Source organism: Clostridium sartagoforme AAU1, assembly GCF_000401215.1.
GTDB classification, from domain to species: domain Bacteria; phylum Bacillota; class Clostridia; order Clostridiales; family Clostridiaceae; genus Clostridium; species Clostridium sartagoforme.
The window spans coordinates 1-2,769 of the sequence record NZ_ASRV01000255.1; the positions used below are offsets into that span (position 1 = coordinate 1).

Annotated in this window: 3 protein-coding genes; all 3 read left to right on the top strand. The window is 31.2% G+C overall.

Annotated elements, in window-relative coordinates; genetic code table 11:
• Positions 1 to 1,503 (top strand): ABC transporter ATP-binding protein (locus A500_RS18945; RefSeq protein WP_016209184.1); only part of this gene is annotated, 1,503 nt, incomplete at its 5' end.
• Entirely contained in the window at positions 1,503 to 2,591 is a 1,089-nt protein-coding gene (locus A500_RS18950; protein WP_016209185.1) for an ABC transporter permease, read from the top strand. The genes A500_RS18945 and A500_RS18950, both read left to right, overlap by 1 nt.
• Positions 2,591 to 2,769: ABC transporter permease subunit (locus A500_RS18955; RefSeq protein ID WP_016209186.1), on the top strand; the 179-nt coding region annotated here is incomplete at its 3' end. The genes A500_RS18950 and A500_RS18955, both read left to right, overlap by 1 nt.

Here is a 2,769-nt window from a genome sequence, read left to right on the forward strand (position 1 = left end):
ATGCTTAACATTCGAAAAGAATTTCCAGGGATTGTAGCAAACGATAATGTTACATTACAACTAAAAAAAGGAGAAATTCATGCTCTTTTAGGTGAAAATGGTGCAGGAAAATCTACCTTAATGGGAATGTTATTTGGAATGTATCAACCAGAAGCAGGAGTAATTAAAGTAAATGGAAAAGAAGTTAAAATATCTAATCCAAATGTGGCAAATGACTTAGGAATAGGAATGGTTCATCAACATTTTAAACTAGTAGAGAACTTTACTGTAACAGAAAATATAATTTTAGGTTGTGAACCTAAAAAGTTTTTAACAGTTGATATAAAAAGTGCAGCAAAAAGAATAGATGAATTATCCAAAACCTATGGCTTAAATGTTGATCCATACTCAAAAATTGAAGATATATCCGTTGGTATGCAACAACGTGTTGAAATTTTAAAAATGTTATATAGAAATGCTGAGGTTCTTATATTTGACGAACCAACAGCCGTTTTAACTCCTCAAGAAATTGATGATTTAATCAAAATAATGCAAAACCTTATAAAAGAAGGAAAATCAATAATATTAATTACACATAAGTTAAAAGAAATTAAAGCAGCTGCAGATAAATGTACAGTTATAAGAAGAGGTAAATGTATAGGAACAGTTGATGTTAAAACAACAACTGAAGCAGATATGGCTAAGATGATGGTTGGAAGACAAGTATCATTTAAAGTTGATAAATGTGAAGCTAACCCAGGAGAAGAAGTATTAAGAATAGAAAATTTAAACGTTAAAAATAATAAAAAAGTTTTAGGATTAAAAGACTTTTCTTTAAATGTAAGAAAAGGGGAGATAGTTGGAATAGCCGGAGTAGAAGGAAATGGCCAAACAGAATTAGTAGAAGCTATAACAGGTATGAGAGACGCAGAAAGTGGAAGTATATTCTTTAATGGAAAAGATATTACTAAAGCTTCAATAAGAAATAGAATTGATGATGGGATAGCACATATTCCAGAAGATAGACATAAAAGAGGACTTATTCTTGATTATACAATGGAAGATAACATGGTTCTTAAAGTTTATAAAAACGAACCATTTTCTAAAAATGGACTTATAAATAGAAGTAAAATAACTGAATATGCAGATAACATAATAGAAACTTTTGATGTAAGAGCTGGTGAAGGTGGAAAATCAATGGCTAGATCTTTATCAGGAGGAAATCAACAAAAAGGAATAATTGGACGTGAGGTTCAATCAAATCCAGATTTATTAATAGCTGTTCAACCAACAAGGGGATTGGATGTTGGATCAATAGAATACATACACAAAAGACTTGTTGAACAAAGAGATAATGGGAAAGCTGTACTTTTAGTATCATTAGAATTAGACGAGATACTAAATGTTTCAGATAGAATTGCTATTGTTAACAATGGCGAACTTATAGGAGTAGTAAATGCCTCTGAAACAGATGAAAATGAAGTTGGATTAATGATGGCAGGAATAAAGAGAGGTGAAAGCTAATGGAAAAAAATCAAGGTTTAAAAGCTATTATGGCCATAATATTAGGTCTTATAGCTGGAGCTATATTGATGCTTATTATGGGATTCAATCCTATGGAAGGATATGAGTATTTATTTAAAGGTGGGTTAAAGAACCTAGAAAGAATAGGTAATACCATAGCTACAGCAACACCATTAGTACTTACAGGGCTTTCAGTTGCTTTTGCATTTAAAACAGGGTTATTTAACATAGGAGCACCGGGCCAAATGCTATTTGGAGGATTTTGTTCAATAGCAGTAGGACTATCATTAGATTTACCAAAACTTATATTAGTTCCTATAGTGGTATTAGCAGGTATATTAGGTGGAGCTATATGGGCAACGGTTCCAGGATTATTAAAAGCTAAATTTAATGTTCACGAAGTTGTTTCTTCAATAATGATGAACTGGGTAGCTTATTGGATAGTTTATTACAATATTCCAAGATATTTTAAAGGAGAATTTTTAGAAACTGAATCAAAAATGTTAGCAGATTCAGCAACTTTAAAAGCATCTTGGCTATCAAATATTTTTCAAGGATCATATATAAACTTAGGTATTTTCTTAGCTATAATAGCTGTTTTTATAGTTTGGTTTATATTAAATAAGACAGTTTTAGGATATGAATTAAAGGCTGTTGGATTTAATAGATTTGGAGCAGAATATGCAGGTATGCCAGTTAATAGAAATATAATAATTTCTATGATGATAGCTGGAGCCTTATCAGGACTTGCAGGAGCTATACAATACACAGGTAACTCAAACATAATGCAAATAGGAGTTATGCCAAGCCAAGGATTTGATGGTATAGCAGTAGCTTTACTTGGAGCAAGTAATCCAATAGGAGTTTTCTTCTCAGCATTATTCTTTGGAGTATTGTATGTTGGAAAAGGCTTTATGAATGCAGCAGTAAAGGTACCACCAGAACTTGCAGATACTATAATGGCTACAATAATTTATTTCTCAGCAACAAGTATGATAATGGATAAAGTAATAAAGAAATTTAAGAAATCTAAAAAAGATAATCCAAAAGGTAAAAATAGTTCTTCTGAAAGGGTGGTGGAAAAATAATGTGGAGTATAATAGTACAAATTTTTCCATATGCAATTTCTTTTACAGTGCCTCTTTTAATAACAGCATTAGGAGCACTTTATTGTGAAAGAAGTGGAGTTGTAAATATAGGATTAGATGGACTTATGATAATAGGTTCATTTGCAGGAGCATTAACAGTTTCAAAGCTACAAGCAAA